This is a genomic window from Brevibacillus reuszeri (genome assembly GCF_002897295.1).
Taxonomy (GTDB): domain Bacteria; phylum Bacillota; class Bacilli; order Brevibacillales; family Brevibacillaceae; genus Brevibacillus; species Brevibacillus reuszeri_A.
This window is the reverse complement of sequence record NZ_BEXF01000018.1, coordinates 1-18126: the sequence shown is the minus strand read 5'-3', so window position 1 is coordinate 18126 and position 18126 is coordinate 1. Positions and strand designations below refer to the sequence as shown.

Genomic DNA, 18126 nt, shown 5'->3' with positions numbered 1-18126 from the left:
AACCGATAAATTGTCCCAGAAATAAGTGGAAATAACGACGAATAAAATTAAGACCATCCCTATACGCAACTAAAAAAATCGAATTAAATGTATTTTCAGATAAATATTATTAATATAGACCAATAAAGGAAAGGAGGCTGTATTCTGGCTTTTTACCGTCCCTACATCCACAGCAGGGTGTAGGGATTTTTTGCGATCCGAATAATTTGTTGCACAAGTTGAAAGGAATGGGGTACATGTTGTTTCCGAATTTGCCGATCAAAACGGCGGGAGGTAAGGTCTTTTGGGACACATTGGACAGGAGAAACGGGTGGAAGTTGCAGCAAAACATCTTCTCAGGACATTTTCGAATCCTAGACCCAGACGATGTCAGACAGGCATGGGGAACGGATGAAGGTGAGATGTGGCGTACGTTCCGCAATTTTGCTGGATCAAGGAGCGATTGGACACAAAAGATGACGATGGCCACCGGAATTTTAGTATGTCAGGAGGTGTTTGACGATGGATGTGATTCAGCAGTTCGAACAGTATCTTGTCGAGATAGGAATCGCGCAAAAAACGATTGAATCCTACGTGGGCGACGTGAAAGGGTTTTGTGTGTTCCTTGAGGGGATGGGCGTGGAGCAGCTAACGGATCTGAAACGATTCTACGTCTCCAGCTACAAAAGCCACCTAATGGAAAACAAGTACGCGGTTGCCACGATCAACAAGAAGATCAACTCGCTACAGGCGTTCAACCTGTTCCTGATCGACCGTAAGATGACCACTGAACAAGTCGTCACGCTACGCAAAGACAGGATCAAGGTGGCAGCAGGTAGCGAGGGTGAAGTGGAGGTGTTCACCGAGCAGGAGGTCAATCAGCTCCTATTTTTCGTTCAGGACAGGAGTAAAGTCAGCCTGCGGAACCATCTCATTGTTTGGCTGCTGCTGTACACAGGCGTTCGTGTAAGTGAGCTGTGCGGAATTCAGCTTCATGATCTGGACTACCTCACTAATTCGCTCAGGGTAACAGGTAAAGGAGGCAAGTATCGTGAGATACCACTTCGGCCTGATCTAGTTGATCTAATCAAAGAGTACATCCGGTCAGAACGGCAGGCAAACAAGCACAGGGACAGTCCCTACCTCTTGCTCAGTCAACGAGCCGAGAAGCTCAACAAGGACGCGGTCAACACGCTCCTGGAAGGCTTGGAGAGGCAGCTCGGCTTCAAACTGTACCCGCACAAATTTCGCCACACCTTCTGCTCCCGCTTGCTCAAGAGAGGCGTGCCGCTCACGACGGTCAGCAAGCTGGCAGGCCACGCTCACATCCAGACGACAGCGCACTACTACATCAACACCAGCAGACAGGACAAAGAGCAGGCTGTAGCCTTGCTGTAGATGGTAAAGGAGGGATTCTATGAATGGCGTACAGGAAAAATACGAAGAGCTTGTTGGCAAGGAGGATACGCTAGTACGGAGTGTAAGGACATGCGAGAAAGCAATGTCTCTCTTAAAGGATGAGATGCTGTACAAACAACGGGGAGAAGCATGCCAGGATACACTCAAGGAAGTGTGCGAATGGATTCAACAACGGGAAGAAAAGCTGCGCAGGGAGATTTTTGCGGTACGCTGGGAAATGACCGTTCTCGCCTGCCAATTTCCCTCGGCAAACAAACAAGCGGAAGAAAGTCCACTGTGACTTACTTCCGCTTTTCTTCTTCCCATGAAAAAACCGTTTTCATCAACGCTAAAACAAGGGTTTGGTCGGCCACAGGACGTTCAGAGAGCATGACGACAATTTGCCCAAGAGGGGTTTGAACATTGAGCGGATCTACGGAATGCAGGAGCTGCTCCAAAGAAGTCCCCAAGCTACGGGCAATTTTTAGCAAGGTTTCGAGGGTAAGGTTCTTCTCCCCCCGCTCAATTTGACCAATGTAGTTGGTGTGCAGTCCAGAGCGCTCACCGAGTTGTTCCTGGCTGAGTCCCTGTTCCAGACGAAGACTGCGGATACGTTCACCTAGCATTTTTGCAAGTTGTTTTGTGCTCTCTTCCATTTGGTACCACCTCTAGACAAGCGTACTAGAGGGTAAAAACCATTTACACACACTATAAATAGTAATTGACTACCAATTAACATCTATAAGATAATATAGGAAGATTCTACTAGATTCGATGAAATCATCTATGTTCCGACAACTAATGAAAAAACGTTTAGATAGGCCAAAAGTCATCAAGGGAGGATGTACAAGGAATGGGAGTAGGTAAAAAGATCCTCAACGGCATGAACAAATTCTACAGCTTCATGACGAGTCTGGGGATCATCGTCCTAGCGGTGTGGTTCATCGCTTCATGGATGGGAGTAGATGTACAGGGGAAAATTGAAGAAGCTGTTGAACCAGGCAAAAAGTATGTGGAGGCCATTAAAGCTAGTTCGCTCCAGCAATACTCCACCGAACCACTGGGTGAGGTGCTAGAGTACTTGCACTCGGAGCCAAAGTGGACGTTCAGCGAATCGAACGGGAAGAAATTCGTAGAGTTTTCTGGTTTGTACTACTCGGAACTGGAAAACTACGAGTTGCAACTCAAGTTCGAGCTTTTGGATAATGGCACCTTTGAGGTTTCCTACGTGGCAGTAGACGGATTCCTTCTTGGAGAAATGGAGGCTGTCATGTTTTTGAGGAAAACCTTCAATGATTACGAGACCATTCGTCAAGCGACTAACCAAATTAATAATAGTTAATCATCGCGAGTAACAAATGAACGCAAATACAAAGAGAAGGGGAAAACGAAAATGATTGTAAAATGGGCGATAGGTGGAGCTGTTATTGGTGCTATCTGCTGGATGTTCAGCGACATTGATTTCATGGTGGCAGTGACTGTCGGTGGAATTGCCGGAGTCGCCATTCGAAAATGGCTGTTCCGTACTTTCTGGCAATAATCAATCAACTGATTTTCCAACGAATAACGGGGATTTCCTTCTGCTACGGCAGACGGGGAGTCCCTTTTTCATTTCTGGAGGGATAAATGATGCGGACAATCAAAACCATTCAGGATGTACGACTGCTGCGACAGGCGCGGGTGTTTTCATATGCGTTTACTTCCTACTTGAAGGAAGAGTTTCACGGACTAAAAGAAGCTTTTGACTTCGACGGTTTGGACGAAGATTTCACGTTGGACATGTACGGCTTCATGGTTGTCTTGGAGAAAGGCGACAATCTACGGGATTTGTCCGTGGTGGGACTGGAGCGCAATCGTGAAGGTTTACTAGGAAGCCTGCCGGAGTTTGTAGAGAAGGTAGAACGGAACGGCGAGTGCTGGTACAAGGTAGTGGTCATTTACACCAATGAGTACGCGATGGCCTTATACCTTCCTCTTGAAGCTGTAACGGACGATGAAATGAAAACCTGGCTGGAAGAACAGGCTGAAAGAGATGCTATTTTTCAAGGGACGGGGGAAGGAAGATGAACAAAGAAGAGTTGATTCGGGAGTTCAAGCGGGAGTTAAAAGGAGGATACCCGCTGTACCTTGAAGATAGACGCATCTTGTATGTCATGAACGGACTGCTGTTCATTCGGAAAATCGAGTGTGAAGGCGGAGAAATTCAAGTCAACATCGACAGAGTGCGGGTGATACTGGACGAACTGGCGAATAAACGCATTCGCGAAATGAAAGAAGCGATTGAAATACAGCGATTTCTTGAGGAGTAGTTGAAAAGACAATGAACTAGGAGCTCGCTGTTTTGGGGAGTCCCTTTTTCTCAGAAATGGGAGGAGAACATATGAACGATACGGTGGTAACTGAAACAGGACATACACCAGCTAAGCGAGTCAGCATTGTCTCGGTAAAAATGGTACGGGAGTCTAGTCTCCTGTACCCGCAAAGACGAATCAGAATGGCTAGCGATGCTGCAGGACTATTTCGGCAGTTTCTGGATGCAACGGATCGGGAACAGTTCTTGTTGCTCTGCCTGAATACCAAAAATGAGCCAACAGCTATTCACACGGTTTCAGTTGGTTCACTGGATGCTTCCATCGTACATCCCCGTGAGACATTTAAGATCGCGATTCTCTCCAATTCGGCATCCATCATTGTAGCGCATTCCCATCCGAGCGGCGACCCTACTCCCAGCAGAGAAGACATTGAAGTAACAAAAAGACTTCAAGAAGCTGGTGAACTGCTGGGCATCACTGTTTTGGATCACATTGTGGTGGGAGTAGAGGGTGCCTACGTAAGCCTAAAGGAAAAGGGGTACATGTAAAGATGGAAGCGCGGAAAATGTTTTCAACGGACAGATACGTGACACGTGGGGTCAATGAAGTCGTGCCGATTGAATTACAGCGGATGCTGTGGAGCATCCTTGAGAAACGGCAGGTACGGGGAGATCAGTTGGATCACCTCCAAATCTTTGAACTTTCGGCTGAATGGGTAGACGGGGAGCCGTTGCAGAAGGTACTGAACCGACAGGAACAGCCTTTCCATGAGGAAGTGATTTACGTGGATCATACCGAGAATCTAGCGATCGGAGTTACGGTTTGGATCATCGATTCGGGGGAGTACAGTACAGCTCTACTAGCGGAGGAATACTGAGGCGGTAAACGCGAAACACCACATTTGGAAAGGAGGAATCAGGCATGCATCCAGTTCTTCAAGCTGTGATCTGGGACATAGCGGAACGAGTCCTTGATGGAATGAGTAGGGACGAAGCCATTGCTCAGGTAGCGAACGAGCACGGGCTTCTTGCGGAAGATCTACACACATTGTTGCAGTAAACGGATGAGTCCCGGCTGGTACATTTGGCGGGATACATGGGCAGACGGTGTTTGCCCTCTTTTTTTTTGATTTCACGTAGATAGAAACATTTCATAAAGTCGACGTCGACGTCGGTGTCGACTACATACCAACGTCATGGAGGAATTGAGATGTTTGAACGACGCAAACGGAATTGGAACTTCACAAAGACACAAAACAGTAATCAACAAGAAGGAGCTACGCATGGGATCAACTGGGGGAATGAACACCACGTAAACAATGACTGGGTTCCAGACAAAAGCGAAGGCGAGGAAATGGAAGATGGCTGGGAAGAAGAGGATGCGGATCTTTTTGTACCAGCAGAAGAGAGTCGCAGCAGACGAAATCCAAAGGGCCAGTCTAGGCAGGGCTTTTCAGAACGTGGAACGTCAAAAATCACTGGAATTGCTCATGCCTCCCCTTCCTACCCTGGGTTGCAAAAACGGCCCGATTTTCATGAGCAGCATAAAAAGCTAACGGTCTACGTGGATCGAGAGTTGATCGAGACGATGGAAAAGCTGAAAAAGGAACGGTACATCCCCAGCTACAGTTGGTTGGTGAACAAATCAATACGGCAATATCTCTCCGCCAAAAAATAAAATCTCTCCTCTATCCTCCACAGTGGGATAGAGGAGAATAAGCAGGATCAAATTTCTTCGGAATCGTCCTCGCCGTCCTCGCTAGTCATTGACCTTTCAGGAACACTTAGTTCTCGTATAGCCTGATTTAAAAGCTTTTTTGCCTCTTTTGGAAAGGAAAGCAAGACCGAACCAGTTGGCCCCACAAAGATCCCCACTTCCAACCCTTTCTTCATCAAGAATTTCTCAAGGGTGATGGCGAATATATGTGAATACTCAGGATCTACCTTGAAAATCCTCGTGCTATACGTTGGTCTCATCAAGGCCGCATGGCTGTCATCAATGATTTTTGTAAGCTTTTCTTTCAGAGCGTCCTTTTTCTTTGATAGTTCGTACCGCTTGGTGTCAGGATTTTTTTGAATACTAAGCTCTTCTAAATCTCGCGAAAGTGTTGGCTGGGTAACATGGATTCCTCTCTCACGGAGAATCTCACCGAGATACCGATGAGAAGTAATTTTCCTTGAGTCAACAAGGCTTTCAATCGCTTCATGCCTTTTATTCCTGTCAGATAGTGAAGAACGTACGCGGGCCATACTACCCCTCCTAAAAACAATTAAAAACTTTGAAAAAAACCGTTGACACCCTTTTCGATGGAATGAATGAAAGTCCGAAGTGTCGGGAGGGATTACTCCCTAGTTCGATAGAGTATTCATATACAGTATGGATCATAGCATATTTCTGTTGTTGATTCCTGTTATATGAACTATAACATGCGAAAGTGTCTGTATAAAATTCAAAATGCTAAGATGATCTTAGGTTAAACGCCAATAACCGCATCAGAAAAATGGAGGTAATGTTCATGATGAATCAAGTAAACAACCGCATTCAAGCAAAAGCATTCGGGGTTCAACATCCAGTGGTAGTACCAAAGGTGGGGCAGGAAGCAATGAGGGATCAGGATTTGGCTATGGGATCTTTAATGAATTTCGTTGACCAGTACCTCGTGGAAGAGAAGATGAAGGCCGACTACCCCGTTGAAATGTTCGATGATTTTCATGATGAGGATTTAAACGAGGCATTTAACGAGGCAGTCCAGTACTTCCACAGAAATTACCGCCCATTCATTGAGGTCCATTTCATGGATTACAAGGGACAGCCTGTTGACCAGCTGACTTCCGAACAACGCTTAGCAATGATTGATGAACTCGAACAGGCACTAAAGGGGCTTCCATTGGTACCGCTTACCCTTATGTATGATCCCGAATCCCTGACAGCCGTTTGGGAGATACCGGAAGCAAGAAGGTTCCTCCCGGAGCAAGAGTTTTACAAAATGCGTGAAAACTTTCTCAAGATGCTCAATAGCATAGACTTTAGCACGCCAGTCCCGACAGAGGACTATTTTGATAGCGACCTGACGTTCACTAGTATCCCGATGATCAAGCTATACCTCGATTACCAGAAGAAGATAAAACCATTACAAGAGTTCGATCGGATTTGTGGATTCGAAGTTTGCGTTTCGGATCAGTGATGCTTCTGGTGGATCCTAGCGCGAATGATATCCCAAAAAATGGAACGAATCAGATTTCAAGCAGAAATTATATATGTGACCGTTCGGAATGGTATCGTTCCTGATGCCGTAGGGGTGACATGTATACCAGTAAACCAGGGGAGGGTACTCCCCTCCTCCCCCTGGAAAGGAGTCAAACATGACAAGCCAACCGAAAAAGTCATCCCACCGCATCCACATTACGGAAGAAGCACTCCAAAATAGCCAGACCTTTTCCTTTGGGGATTTCACCGTAACTAACAAGGCGCTGTTCCTGAAAAAAACAGACCAGAAAACGGGTGAAGAGACCATTACGAAAGTCTGCGAGCCGTTGTTTATCAAACAGACGGTACAGAACCTGGACACCAAGGATGTGCATCTTGATCTTTGCTACAAGTTCAAGGGAACATACCATGAGCTTCGGATTGGGATGGGTCAGCTCGTTCCCAATGAACTCCTCAAACTCATGGGCAAGGGCGTCGACATTCCACATGAGTTTGTCAAAGTGATCGCCACCTATTTACGTGAGCAGCAAAAACGTGCCCCACACAAAGCTGTTTTCCATCAAGTCGGCTGGCATCGTGACGACCAAAAGCAGCTCGTTTTTCGCCATCACCGCATCATTTCCGCCAACGACACAGTCAAGGCCATCAATGACAATGAAAATGGCAACTACAATCTAAAGCCCAAGGGCGACCTCGCCACATGGTTGAAGATGGTTCGGGAACATGTGATCGGATACGCACCACTGGAATTTTTGTTGTCTGCTGGGTTTGCTTCACCCATCGTTGGCTACCTTTCGTACCTGTACGATGAGGTGGATAGTCTGATCATTCACTTAGGTGGGAAAAGTACAAAAGGTAAAACAACGGGAACTTTTCTTGAAGTTTCGATCTTTGGCAAGCCTGCCTTCAAAATGAAGGGGCTTGTGAAATCGTGGAACGCAACGAGCAATTCGATGATCAATATGCTGGGAGGTAACTTTGGAATCCCCGTCGTCCTCGACGAGTTGTCCATGAGTAATGAAGCATCCTTGACCAGTATGTTGTATGTGTTGGCATCGGGCCAGGAAAAGGGTCGCCTCACAGATACCATCCAACAACGCAAACAAGGGCAGTGGGCGTTGGTCGTCCTTTCCACAGGGGAGCTATCCATTTTTGAACGAACCAATCACAATGTCGGCTTGACTGTCAGAGCCTTCGATTTCAAAGGCATTGAGTGGACCAAGTCAGCCCCCCATGCAGATGCGATTCGGGAGGTTGTCCAGCACAACTACGGTCATGCTGGTGAAGCATTTGTGCGATACCTGTTCGACCAAGGGCTTGGCATCATAGACGAGACATGGCAGGAGTGGCAGGAACGCTGTGCAGAAGTTTTGCCGGATACACCATTTCGTACACGGATCGCAAAGAAGTACGCCATTCTCCTGACAGCGGCAGATTTGGCCAACCGAGCGTTGGATCTCAATCTCCGTCTCGACGCCATTCTTGATTTCCTTGTCCAACAGGAGGAAGCCATCAGTGGGGAACGTGACCTTGGCTTGAAAGCATGGAAACTGATGGTTCAGCTGATTATCCAGCATCAGAGCAATTTTCGCATCGAAGGGGTCTACTCCAATCCAATCAATTGTTGGGGCAAAATGTTCCCGCAGGGGGCCAACACGGAGGTGGCTTTCCTCAAGCATGTCCTGGAGCAGCAGTTGAAGCAACTAGGATTTGAGGATACAAAGGGCTTGATTCGAGAATGGAAAGAGAGGAAATGGCTCGTCACCGAAAGTGATCGATCTACGATGCGTACACGGATTTTTGATGAGTCGGAACAACAGGAGCGAAAAAAAGCGCTTGGTGAAACACCTCCCAAAAAGCAGGAAGATACGACGTACAACCTAAAAATCCCGAACGAACAGCTAGAGGGTCTTGTCAGAAGGGGCAGGCTGCCAGATGAACCTGCGCTTGATGAAGAGGACGTGTAAACGGGGAGGGGAGCTTAGTCCTCCTTTCTCAACCACTTTCAACCCAAAACAAGGAGGATACGGACATGAAAACGATGATTCCCATAGATAGCATGTTGTTCACACAGGCCATTCCGCTCTTTTTGGATTGGCTCAAGGCAAGGGGAATGCGAGAAGAAACCTTGCGGGGGTACAAGATGGATGTGAGCCAATTCCAGAGATGGTTGTCGGATCGCTCGAATGGCCCTGTCTTTGTTGACGAGGTAACTTTCCCCCAAGTGGAAGCGTTTGTCGAGTACATGACTAACGAACGTGACAGCAAGCCGAGGACGGTCAATCGGAAGATCAACGCCCTGTCCACTTTCTTCACCTGCTTGAAGAAAAAGAAGCTGGTACAGGAAAACCCAGTGGATGAAGTAGAACGCGTCAAGGTGCCAGAGCATGAACGTACCTACCTCAACAAAGACGAGATCGAAGCCATCATTCAGGCCATCAAGCACCCAGTCATTCACCACTTTGCCATGATGATGGCCCACACAGGCATTCGGGTCAATGAGTGCATCAACCTCACGCTACGCGACGTGAACCTGGAGGAAGGGTTTGTCCAAGTGATTGATGGTAAGGGCGGAAAAAACCGTCGTGTGCCGATGAATCAGAAACTGGTTCAGCACATGAAGGAGTACCTAACCAAGTACCGCCCTGCTACCGATTCCCTCTTCTTCTTTGCCCTCAAGAAAACAGGAACAGTGAGTGAGCAGTACGTCAATCGGTTGTTGAAGGAAGCTTACCAAGAAGCGGGCATCCCCAAACACGTCACTAGTCACATCTTGCGCCACTCGTTCGCCAGCTACTTGGTCACAAAGGATACCCATGTGGCGGTCATTCAACGCCTGTTAGGACATGAAAACATACGGACTACCTCCAGGTACCTGCATGTACAGCAGACCGATCTGGCAGAAGCCGTGAACCGCATTGATTTCTAAGGAGGAATAACCATGACCATGTTTGATCCCAGCGTCTACAACGATTCAAAAATCAAAACCACGCTTGCTTTGCTGGCAGAAGGCAAAAGTAAGCAAGAGATCACCGAGCATTTTGGACACAAAGGGTGGTTTTCAATCGACCAGTATTTCCGCAGAAGGGGAATGCGTTGGAATGGTAACACGTTTGTTCCCGAAGAAGGTGAAACCCCGTCGGCAGCGGAAGAGTCTCGGTTTTTGAACAGCAAAGCTGGACAAATCATTCGTCAACTGAGCCAAAGCAATGCCAACATCCGTCAGGTAGCCATCAAGCAAGGGTTTGCCACCGTCGACGAGATGGGCGACTACATGAGGGGGCAAGGGTACGTTTGGAGTAGTGAGCAAGAAAACTACGAGTACAGTGAAAGCCTCTCCACTAAGCAAAAAAACGAGCAAACAGCGGCAGCACAGCTACCTTCCAAGTCAGCAGACGGCTTGGAAGACTACCAGCCGTTGTTGGCCTACCTCTTGTCCAAGCAGAACAAACTGTTTGACCTTTTGGAAACGGAGAGCGATGGAACCCTGCCTCGGTACAAGTTTCGAGGAGCCAAGGCCAACAAAACGCTTGGTTTCCCGGCCTCGCTGATGACTCTCCTAAGCGATTTCAGCAAAGAGTTTAATGTCACCCAACGTGTAATCATTGAGGTAGCTTTGGCCGAGTTTTTCAAGAAGTATGGGTACGAAGAACAACTAAGCAGTGTGTTGCAAGCGTAGCGGGGAGCGGGAAAACCTCTCCCGCTTTTTTTTATTGTCAGGTCAAGGGTTCCCCGCATTTCCCGTTTTCCCGAACAGAAAAAGGCTGTCCTAAAGAAAGAAACTAGACGTCTCCCTCAGTATGGAGATAGTCAGTTAACCGTTATGGGTGGAAGATCGTTCGAGCGACAGATTCTTTTCAAGTGACTTTCGTGCTCTTACGACAGTTCCCTCGACCCTTTTCTTTCGGTTCCTTATTTTTTTCCTTCCTTATTATATGTCTTATTTCTTCTCTTCTTTTTCGAGTCTTTTTTGATGGTGAAATTCCATGTTTAAAATTACTTTTTTTATCGGGTTTTACGGGATTGCGGGGTTTTGTTGTCTGGCAAGAAAAGGCGTGGTTTTGATTTGCGGGTTTCTCACGGTTTTTCCGGGAGTTTTTCGTTTTTTCCTCTTTCGGCTTTCACTCAGCTTTTCCTCTGCTCCCCAACAACTCACTAGACTTTCACTCGGCTTTTACGATGCTGTGAGAAGAGACGATTGCCAAACTCCTTGCGTCCCATGGGGTTTCAGACTATCCAGGAAAATGGGGATTTCTAGTGGGTTTTGTGCTATTAACTTGACTCAAGTAAAAGTTACCTTCTCAAAAGAAGTTACAGAAACTACTGCTGAAACAGCTGCTAACTATACTATTTCTGGTTATTCCGGAGCAATCGTTCCAACTCTTCTGGCTGATGGTAAATCTGTCATTCTGACAATTGCTCAACAAACTCAAAGTTCCAAAGCGTTTGTATCTGTTGCAAATGTTCAGGACGCCGATGGTAAAACTATCGAAACGAAGATTCAAGAGGTTACTTTTGCTGACGTGACAGCACCGACTATTTCTTCTGTAGTTGCAAAAGGCAATAAGGCTGTTGTTGTGACTCTTAGCGAACCTGTTGCTAACCTACAAATTACTGATTTTAAACTTAATGGCAGCGATTTGAGCCTCGTTGGTGGCGCAGTTCTTTCAGTAAGCAACGGAGCAACTGATGATCAACCAACTAACCAAGAATACACCTTGACTTTCAACAATGCATTGCCAGCAGGTGCTCACAATCTTCAATTTGCATCTACAACAGCACGTGTTGATGCAGCTGGATTCCCTCTCGCAGCAACTACAAAATCCTTTACTGTTGATGGTGTAACAACTGCTCCAGTAGCAACTGTAACAGCTGCTAAATCTGGTGCACAAGGCACTGTAACAGTAACTTTTGATCGTGCTATGGATGCTACCACATTGGCTGGTAACTTCTTCTTGAATGATACGAATAACGTAACTGCTGCTCCGCAACTTGGAACAGATAAGAAAACAGTAACTTTGACATTTGCTAATGTTCCAGCAGGTGCTAACATTCTTATCATTAACCCAGATGTTGCAGACACCTATGGTAACAAAGTAACAACTGCTACTACACCAGTTCGTATCAACTTCACTGCTACTGCTGACACTGTACCACCTGTTCTTGAAAATGCGGTATCTACAAGTGAAACAGCTCTGACATTGAAATTTAATGAGGCGCTTGATTCACTTACTGCTCAGAACAAGGCTAACTTTGTGATCAAGGATGCATCTGGAGCAACTGTTGCACCAACAGCTTCCAGAGACTTGACACCAATTTTGGGCGGAACTGGCAATAAAGAAGTTGCAATCACCTTTGGTTCCAAATTGCCAGGAGGTACTTATACAGTTACTGTAACTGGAGTTAAGGACGCTGCTGGTAATGCTATGACAGCTTCTTCTAAAGCATTTACTGTAACTGACTTGACCCCGCCAGCTCTTGTTGACAAAGATGGTACTGGTAAAGCTGCAGTTTACAATGCTGCTAACCACACAGTAGAAGTATTCTTCAATGAAGCAGTGCAAGTAACCGGCGCATATTCTGTACTCGATAAAACGAACTGGCAGTATAAAGCTGGAAACGTTCCTGCATACGTAACTTTGTCCGCTGGGGCAGGTAACAAATCTGTTGTGTTCCAATTTACTGCAACTGACGCAATTGCTCCAACTGATGTATTTGCAGTAGCTGTTGTAAAAGACGTAGCAGGTAATATCTCTCGTAACTTGACAACAACTGTTGCTGCTGCATCTGCTGTAGATGCTCCAGTAATTCTTGACGGCACTGTTAAGGCACTGGCTGGTACATCTACAACTGACATCTTGACTTTTGAAGTGGATCAACCATTGGTAACTATCGAGAAAAATGATTTTGCCGTATCAGTAGCTGGTGGAGCTCCTGTTACACCAACAAGTGCTACTTTGAATGGTAAAACAGTAACATTGACGTTTGCTCAAGGCACTCTTGCTGATGGTCGTAATATTAAGCTCAGTGTTGTAGGTCCAGTAGACTCCAAAAATGCAAATGGTGCTCCTCTTGGAACTGAAGGTGGCGGCGCTCTTGATGCAGATGATCTGATTGCTCCAACTGTTGCATCTGCGGCTGTAACTTCAGCAAATGAACTTACAATCACTTTCAATGAAGATCTAAATGGTGGTCTGGGTGCACTGTTTAAATCCGACTTCCTCATCGATAACAATGGAGCGACTGTTTCTGCAGCTTCTTCCAGTGTTAACAATAATAAACTTGTATTGAAATTAGCTTCTGGTAAAACTTTCGGTGCTACTGTAAAAGTTTATCCAATAGCAACACCAGCAAATGTTCAAGACTTGGCTGGCAATAAATACGTTCCAACTTCTGCACATGTAAACTCTGGTATTGACACTGTTGCTTTGGATACAACAGCACCAGTTATTACTCCTGTTAACGATGATAATGTAGTTGTTACAGCTGCAGCAACATGGGAAGCTCCAGCTGCAGTAGCAAATGATAATGTTGATGGAAATATCAGTGCGAATGTTGTGGTAGCATACTCAAGCCCAGATGCTGGAAGCAACGTAACTAACTTAACTTCTGCTCGAGCTCACTTGGCGGCGAATCCTGGAAACAAAGTCACAGTAACTTACAATGTTTCTGATGCTGCAGGAAATGATGCTACAGAAGTAACCGCAACATTTACATCTGTAGCTGCTCCTGACACAACTGCACCAGTTATTACTCCTGTAGCAGATGATACTGTTACCGTTGCAGCTGCAGCAACATGGGAAGCTCCAGCTGCAGTAGCAAATGATAATGTTGATGGAAATATCAGTGCAAATGTTGTGGTAGCATACTCAAGCCCAGATGCTGGAAGCAACGTAACTAACTTAACTTCTGCTCGAGCTCACTTGGCGGCGAATCCTGGAAACAAAGTCACAGTAACTTACAATGTTTCTGATGCTGCAGGAAATGATGCTACAGAAGTGACTGCAACATTTACTTCTATCTCTTAAAAAAATCACGAAACGTTACTTCATAAACTCTCTGGAGTGAAGGAAGTGGAGAATGCCTCTTGATTTACTTTTATCGAGTATTTCAAGAGGCTCCTCTCCAACTACCCTGTCGAATAGATTGGCGAAATCCCAATCCATGAGAACAGCCTACAAACTCATGTGCCTAATCCTCCTGCACGGAAGCAGTCCTATACCAGCTGCTCTCGTGAAGTCAGGTGAAGTCGTACTTGCTGGAAGCAAGGCGGGGCTCTTTAAAAGCTGGCTATGGTCAGGAGACGAATCCATGGCGACCCAATACGAGATAGCTGTTGTCAGGTAATAAGCGCTAGGGGTTTGGCAACAGTCGATGTACGCGAGATCGTACAGACGAAGCAGGAACAATTCAGGCTGTTAAACCTGTTTTTCTCGGATTGTATAGTGGGGACCTACGGTCAGCAAAAATAGGGATAGACAAGGTGGAACGTTTGAAGTCTTATCAGAAGAGGTGGGATAGCACCAGTGAGGCTGATAAGATGGCAGCGGGTTCGTAGTAGTGTGGATGGCTTGCCGTTTGTACCCGTAGTGGCAACACAGGCGGGGAGGAGAAAACTGGCCGGAGCGAAGGAACCCAGTCAGCGGATAAGAAGGATACGAGAACTTACAATGGGCGTTGTATTTTCTCAAGTCTACAAGTAAAAAGAACAACAAAGTAGGATTGTAGAGCGATTGTATCTGCAATCCTCTTTGTTGTTTCATGGGTTTCGTTCCTTCTTCATTTGTTGATGGAACGCCGTGTGCGATGAAAGTCGCTCGCACGGTGTAGGCTCGAGTCGAAAACCACGTAGTGGGATAAGCCGAGAATAGCATAGAAACAGAAATCACAGGTCTTTCCGTTGAAGAAGGCCCATTAGCCGGTGGAAACATAACAACTATCACGGGTACGAACTTTACTGGTGCCACGTCTGTAACATTTGGTGGTGTGCCCGCTTCATCATTTACCGTCCTTTCTCAAACGCAGATCACGGCAACAGTACCAGCAGGTAGCGTGAAGGGGCCAGTGAATGTTGCTGTAACTACTCCCCATGGAACAGCAACAGCTATAAATGCTTATACGTATATTGATGATACGAATAGCGATTTTGCAAGTGGCGATGGCACAGCAGGCAATCCGTATGTAATTGCAAATGCAGAGCAATTAGACAAGGTAAGAAATTACTTGGACTCTCATTTTGTCTTGAATGACAATTTGGATATGGATGTGGCTCCTTACAATACAGGAAGTGGCTGGGTACCTATTGGAACCACTAGTTCCCCTTTCACTGGCACCTTTGATGGTAATGGCAAGGAAATCAATAGCTTGTTCATTAATAGTGGTACTAGCATCGGCTTCTTCGGCACAATCACCGCTAATGCTAAAATTTCTGATCTTACCCTCCAGAGAGCAACCATTAACGCTTCTGGTTCTAACGTTGGAATATTAGTTGGCTACATGCAAGGCGGAACAATACGTGATTGTTACGTGGAAGGAAGAGTAACCTCTAACAATGGTAGTTTTTATACAGGTGGTCTCGTTGGCAGAATGGGAAGTGAAGCTACGATCACAAACTCCCATGCAAATGTGGATGTTTTTGGATACTCGGGAGTTGGGGGACTTGTCGGAGTAAACGACGGAAGCATTCAACAATCTTATTCGGAGGGTTCCGTTGGCGGTAACTTTACTCAGATCGGTGGATTGGTAGGAGAGAATTTCGGTACGGTCAATCAAGCGTATTCCTTGGCACAGATCACAAGCGGATCGACCAAAACGGGAGGGCTTATTGGGGATAATAAAGGGAATGTCACTGAAACTTATGCTGCAGGTGAAGTGATGGGGAGTGCTCAGGATACAGGTGGTTTAATTGGTGTAAGCAGTGGATCGGTTTTGAAATCGTATTACGATACAGATACAACCACAATGAACGATACTGGCAAAGGTCTCCCACTAACTACTGCGGAGATGAAAAACAAGAATTCATTTGTGAATTGGGACTTTGATTCTGTTTGGCAAATAGATTTTGATGAGTATCCAAGCTTGAGATGATCTACGTAATAACCATACTCGATATAGTACAAATTGCCCCATTCATCCAATTGATGATTGGGGCTTTCGTTAATTTCTACATCTTCTCCAACAACGTATTAACCTCTCTCTCATACCCATATCTCCTGAAGAACTCAATGAGCGCAACAGCGAAAATATCCCTCTGGCTGATGTTCTTTTCCTTACTGTATTCCCGCACTAACTGATCGAGCGTATTCGTCATATGAACGGATTTCGTTACAAAAACACCCGGTACGCCATAACGCGGTACCTTGGAGCTGTCCTCGCGAGGCATGATCAGATCGACCAGTCTGTCCTTATTACGCTCTAGCATCTCCAATAAGGGCAAATAACGATCAACGGGCACGTCTACCCTCCCCCATGCTTTAAGGCCAACAGAAGGGCCCTCTAGCGCCTCTGAAGGAGAGGTGTATGACTCGTCCGTTTCCTGCATATATGCCGGGGATGGATCTTCCTCAATCAAGCCAGTTACTTTCTTGTAATTTCCGAGCGAAGAAGACCATCTGTATCCTTTTGCCTTCATGTAGTTGGCAAGCTCCCGGTGATTTGAAAACCCTACTCGTTTGGCAATGGTCTTGGCATCCGCACCTTCTTTTTGAAACAACGCGATGATGGTGCTGAGCTTAGCCGAACTGTGCAAGGAGTAGTCTATGTCCATTTTGGAAGGGAGACTCCCCGCGGGGACGTATTTTTGATTCACCGAGTCCCACTTGAAGTTTTTCCGCCGCATGTAAATGTCCAGCGTCTTGTAATTCTTGTATCCAAGCTCTTTGGCGATCGTATCTCTGTTTTTCCCTTCTAATAGGCCACGGATGATTTCATTTACGCGTTCATCATATATTGGTTTTTTCTCTACTGTTTCTTCCATACCGAAAATCCTCCCTGACTCGACCGCTCTTCCCTACAAGGAATCAACGGCATTGCTCAATTGGTCCATGTCTGTGTGCGTATAAATGCCAGTAACATTCAGAGATGAGTGTCCGAGCAGCTTTTGTATCTGCACTAGACTTACCTGGTTTTTCACCAGCTGGCTGGCAAAACTGTGGCGCAATACGTGTGCCGTTACCTTCTTTCTCCAGCCTAACTTTCGTACAGCCTCCGCGATGCCTGCGTTGACATAGACGGGAGAGAGCATACCTGTTTTCTTGGTGCAGAAAAACAAGAGGGAGCCTGTTTCAGGACGGTGATGCTCTCTATACTCAAGCAGCAACGGATACAAGCGCTTGGAGATAGGGATGAGTCTGTCCTTATTGCCCTTCCCGCTGACAACATGAATGACCCGGCGATTGAAGTCCACATCATCGATGGTGAGGTTCACGCACTCTGAAATCCGTAAGCCTGTCATATACAGCACCTGTACAACTAGACGAATAAGCGAATGATCGATCGCGCTTATTAAAAGTTTTACTTCTTCTTCTGACAAATAGTTTCTTTCCTTTTGCTGCAGCTTGATCCGCTCGACGGACAGCGCGACGTTGCGAAGTACCAGCTCTTTTTTATAACAATACGAGAAAAAGGATCGCAGGGTATGTAGATTCCGTTGGCGGCTGGCAGGCGCGTACCCTTTGGTTTCTTTCAAATAAAACAGATACTCCTCAATATCCTCAGAAGTAATCTCATCCACGTAAGCCTCGCCATTGTACTTGTTTTCCAGGTAGCGATTGAAGTAGAGAAGATCCTTGCTGTATCCAGTGATCGTTTCGTCGCTCCTGTCAATGGAGGACAGATATAATAGAAAGGAATGAATAGCATTAAGCATAGCGAAGTCACCTTTGAAATCAAGAAGTTACGGCATATCCAAAACTCATGATACGCAGTTGATATTGTTATTATCTCCCCAGAAACCCAACATATAACTGCACGAAAGATTCAAACTACTCGAAACAAGACAGAAATCCCCCTAGACAAGGATCACGAGATGTAGGTCTAGGGGGATTCAATCATGGAGCCAATTCTATCAGTATGTAAAACCCCCTCCATCAGGAAGGGCTCCTGTGGTCAAGACCCTATTTAGTAGACAGTTAAAAAAACACCTAAGCTGCAAGCTGGCGTCGGTACTGAACCGGCGTCAGTTTGTTTAATTTCCTTTGTGGTCGATCGTTATTGTAAAAATGGATGAATT

21 protein-coding genes are annotated in these 18126 nt (G+C 46.1%); 16 read left to right on the top strand and 5 right to left on the bottom strand.

Going from position 1 to position 18126, the window contains the following annotated elements; translation table 11 throughout:
* Positions 1-501 precede the first annotated feature (501 nt).
* Entirely contained in the window at positions 502-1377 is an 876-nt protein-coding gene (locus C3B52_RS23980; RefSeq protein WP_103108909.1) for a tyrosine-type recombinase/integrase, read from the top strand.
* 19 nt (positions 1378-1396) lie between these two features.
* Positions 1397-1678, top strand: coding sequence for a hypothetical protein (locus C3B52_RS23975; RefSeq protein ID WP_103108908.1), 282 nt, complete (start codon positions 1397-1399; stop codon positions 1676-1678).
* Between the two features lies 1 nt (position 1679).
* Here the strand turns inward: C3B52_RS23975 and C3B52_RS23970 are convergent, their stop codons facing one another.
* Positions 1680-2033: a helix-turn-helix domain-containing protein gene (locus C3B52_RS23970; RefSeq protein ID WP_103108907.1), complete on the bottom strand. Its 354-nt coding sequence runs from the start codon at positions 2031-2033 to the stop codon at positions 1680-1682.
* A gap of 197 nt (positions 2034-2230) precedes the next feature.
* Here C3B52_RS23970 and C3B52_RS23965 point away from each other — a divergent pair, with 197 nt between their 5' ends.
* The 8 genes from C3B52_RS23965 to C3B52_RS23940 all read left to right on the top strand — a co-directional run bounded on the left by C3B52_RS23965 (position 2231) and on the right by C3B52_RS23940 (position 5366).
* Complete coding sequence (locus tag C3B52_RS23965) at positions 2231-2719, top strand: hypothetical protein (RefSeq protein ID WP_103108906.1); 489 nt, start codon at positions 2231-2233, stop codon at positions 2717-2719.
* A 51-nt stretch (positions 2720-2770) separates the two neighbouring features.
* A complete protein-coding gene (locus C3B52_RS36715; RefSeq protein WP_164684902.1) occupies positions 2771-2917 on the top strand; it encodes a hypothetical protein in 147 nt (48 codons plus the stop codon).
* Between the two features lie 89 nt (positions 2918-3006).
* On the top strand, positions 3007-3444 hold the full coding sequence (locus C3B52_RS23960; protein WP_103108905.1) for a hypothetical protein: 438 nt from the start codon (positions 3007-3009) through the stop codon (positions 3442-3444).
* Positions 3441-3686: a hypothetical protein gene (locus C3B52_RS23955; RefSeq protein WP_023555270.1), complete on the top strand. Its 246-nt coding sequence runs from the start codon at positions 3441-3443 to the stop codon at positions 3684-3686. The genes C3B52_RS23960 and C3B52_RS23955 overlap by 4 nt, the downstream gene beginning before the upstream one ends.
* Positions 3687-3757: 71 nt before the next feature.
* Positions 3758-4237, top strand: a complete 480-nt coding sequence (locus tag C3B52_RS23950; RefSeq protein WP_023555271.1) for a JAB domain-containing protein — start codon at positions 3758-3760, stop codon at positions 4235-4237.
* A 2-nt stretch (positions 4238-4239) separates the two neighbouring features.
* Positions 4240-4566: a DUF960 family protein gene (locus C3B52_RS23945; protein ID WP_103108904.1), complete on the top strand. Its 327-nt coding sequence runs from the start codon at positions 4240-4242 to the stop codon at positions 4564-4566.
* A gap of 44 nt (positions 4567-4610) precedes the next feature.
* A complete protein-coding gene (locus tag C3B52_RS36710; RefSeq protein WP_023555273.1) occupies positions 4611-4748 on the top strand; it encodes a hypothetical protein in 138 nt (45 codons plus the stop codon).
* Positions 4749-4898: 150 nt separating this feature from the next.
* Positions 4899-5366, top strand: coding sequence for a CopG family transcriptional regulator (locus C3B52_RS23940; protein ID WP_103108903.1), 468 nt, complete (start codon positions 4899-4901; stop codon positions 5364-5366).
* A gap of 47 nt (positions 5367-5413) precedes the next feature.
* Here the strand turns inward: C3B52_RS23940 and C3B52_RS23935 are convergent, their stop codons facing one another.
* Entirely contained in the window at positions 5414-5938 is a 525-nt protein-coding gene (locus tag C3B52_RS23935; protein WP_103108902.1) for a hypothetical protein, read from the bottom strand.
* Between the two features lie 266 nt (positions 5939-6204).
* Here C3B52_RS23935 and C3B52_RS23930 point away from each other — a divergent pair, with 266 nt between their 5' ends.
* From C3B52_RS23930 to C3B52_RS23905, 6 genes are all read left to right on the top strand, one after another.
* Positions 6205-6873, top strand: a complete 669-nt coding sequence (locus C3B52_RS23930) for a hypothetical protein (protein ID WP_103108901.1) — start codon at positions 6205-6207, stop codon at positions 6871-6873.
* A 178-nt stretch (positions 6874-7051) separates the two neighbouring features.
* Positions 7052-8863, top strand: coding sequence for a DUF927 domain-containing protein (locus tag C3B52_RS23925; RefSeq protein WP_103108900.1), 1812 nt, complete (start codon positions 7052-7054; stop codon positions 8861-8863).
* A 65-nt stretch (positions 8864-8928) separates the two neighbouring features.
* Positions 8929-9825 carry a tyrosine-type recombinase/integrase gene (locus tag C3B52_RS23920; RefSeq protein ID WP_103108899.1) on the top strand — a complete coding sequence of 299 codons (897 nt, stop codon included), beginning with the start codon at positions 8929-8931 and terminating at the stop codon, positions 9823-9825.
* 12 nt (positions 9826-9837) lie between these two features.
* Entirely contained in the window at positions 9838-10575 is a 738-nt protein-coding gene (locus C3B52_RS23915; RefSeq protein WP_103108898.1) for a hypothetical protein, read from the top strand.
* Positions 10576-11173: 598 nt separating this feature from the next.
* Complete coding sequence (locus C3B52_RS23910; RefSeq protein WP_164684901.1) at positions 11174-13924, top strand: beta strand repeat-containing protein; 2751 nt, start codon at positions 11174-11176, stop codon at positions 13922-13924.
* An 844-nt stretch (positions 13925-14768) separates the two neighbouring features.
* Positions 14769-15983 (top strand): IPT/TIG domain-containing protein, encoded by a 1215-nt coding sequence (locus tag C3B52_RS23905; RefSeq protein WP_103108896.1) that lies wholly within the window; start codon positions 14769-14771, stop codon positions 15981-15983.
* A gap of 76 nt (positions 15984-16059) precedes the next feature.
* Here the strand turns inward: C3B52_RS23905 and C3B52_RS23900 are convergent, their stop codons facing one another.
* The 3 genes from C3B52_RS23900 to C3B52_RS23890 form a co-directional block, all read right to left on the bottom strand.
* Positions 16060-16872, bottom strand: coding sequence for a hypothetical protein (locus tag C3B52_RS23900; RefSeq protein WP_103108895.1), 813 nt, complete (start codon positions 16870-16872; stop codon positions 16060-16062).
* Between the two features lie 33 nt (positions 16873-16905).
* Positions 16906-17763, bottom strand: coding sequence for a tyrosine-type recombinase/integrase (locus C3B52_RS23895; protein ID WP_103108894.1), 858 nt, complete (start codon positions 17761-17763; stop codon positions 16906-16908).
* A 274-nt stretch (positions 17764-18037) separates the two neighbouring features.
* Complete coding sequence (locus C3B52_RS23890) at positions 18038-18121, bottom strand: IS3 family transposase (protein ID WP_235615847.1); 84 nt, start codon at positions 18119-18121, stop codon at positions 18038-18040.
* Positions 18122-18126: the final 5 nt, after the last annotated feature.